Consider the following 1224-nt stretch of genomic DNA (forward strand, 5'->3'; position numbering starts at 1 on the left):
CACGAATGGCGTAACGACAGCGGCGCTGTCTCCACCCGAGACTCAGTGAAATTGAAATCGCTGTGAAGATGCAGCGTTCCCGTGGCAAGACGGAAAGACCCCGTGAACCTTTACTATAGCTTTACACTGAACGTTGAGTTCGTCTGTGTAGGATAGGTGGGAGGCTATGAAACTGTGGCGCTAGCTGCAGTGGAGCCATCCTTGAAATACCACCCTGTCGTGCTTGACGTTCTAACCTAGGTCCATAATCTGGATCGGGGACCGTGTATGGTGGGTAGTTTGACTGGGGCGGTCTCCTCCTAAAGAGTAACGGAGGAGCTCGAAGGTACGCTCAGCGCGGTCGGACATCGCGCACTGTGTGCAAAGGCATAAGCGTGCTTGACTGCAAGATCGACGGATCAAGCAGGTAGGAAACTAGGACTTAGTGATCCGGTGGTTCTGTATGGAAGGGCCATCGCTCAACGGATAAAAGGTACTCCGGGGATAACAGGCTGATACCGCCCAAGAGTTCATATCGACGGCGGTGTTTGGCACCTCGATGTCGGCTCATCACATCCTGGGGCTGTAGTCGGTCCCAAGGGTATGGCTGTTCGCCATTTAAAGTGGTACGCGAGCTGGGTTCAGAACGTCGTGAGACAGTTCGGTCCCTATCTGCCATGGGCGTTGGAGATTTGAGAGGGGCTGCTCCTAGTACGAGAGGACCGGAGTGGACGAACCTCTGGTGTTCCGGTTGTCACGCCAGTGGCATTGCCGGGTAGCTATGTTCGGAAGCGATAACCGCTGAAAGCATCTAAGCGGGAAGCGCGCCTCAAGATGAGATCTCCCGGGGCACAAGCCCCCTGAAGGAACCATATAGACTATGTGGTTGATAGGTCAGGTGTGTAAGTACAGCAATGTATTGAGCTAACTGATACTAATGATCCGTGTGGCTTGACCATATAACCTCAAGTTGCCTTGGCCGACATGACATGTCGATAGATCCCAAGTGCACGCTACGTCACAAGACTTACGAGAGGCAGGCGCCTTAATCCGTTCCTTAGGATGGCGACGCTCCAACTGTCTCCCTGGTGAAATTAGCGCTGTGGAACCACCCGATCCCATCCCGAACTCGGAAGTGAAACGCAGCTGCGCCGATGGTAGTGTGGCCTAAGCCATGCGAGAGTAGGTCATCGCCAGGGTTTTTACCCCGAAAACCCCGCTGCTCACGCAGCGGGGTTTTCTTTT

The 1224-nt window shown here is 54.1% G+C and carries 2 rRNA genes (1 of these 2 running past the window's edge); both read left to right on the plus strand.

From position 1 onward, the window contains the following. A 23S ribosomal RNA gene (locus tag QMX81_RS19015) occupies window positions 1–938 on the plus strand; it begins 1941 nt to the left of the window's first position. 125 nt (window positions 939–1063) lie between these two features. Beyond that, window positions 1064–1178 (plus strand): 5S ribosomal RNA (gene rrf, locus QMX81_RS19020). Window positions 1179–1224 lie beyond the last annotated feature (46 nt).

This window comes from Stenotrophomonas sp. PS02301, from assembly GCF_029959485.1.
In the GTDB taxonomy this organism is placed as follows: domain Bacteria; phylum Pseudomonadota; class Gammaproteobacteria; order Xanthomonadales; family Xanthomonadaceae; genus Stenotrophomonas; species Stenotrophomonas maltophilia_Z.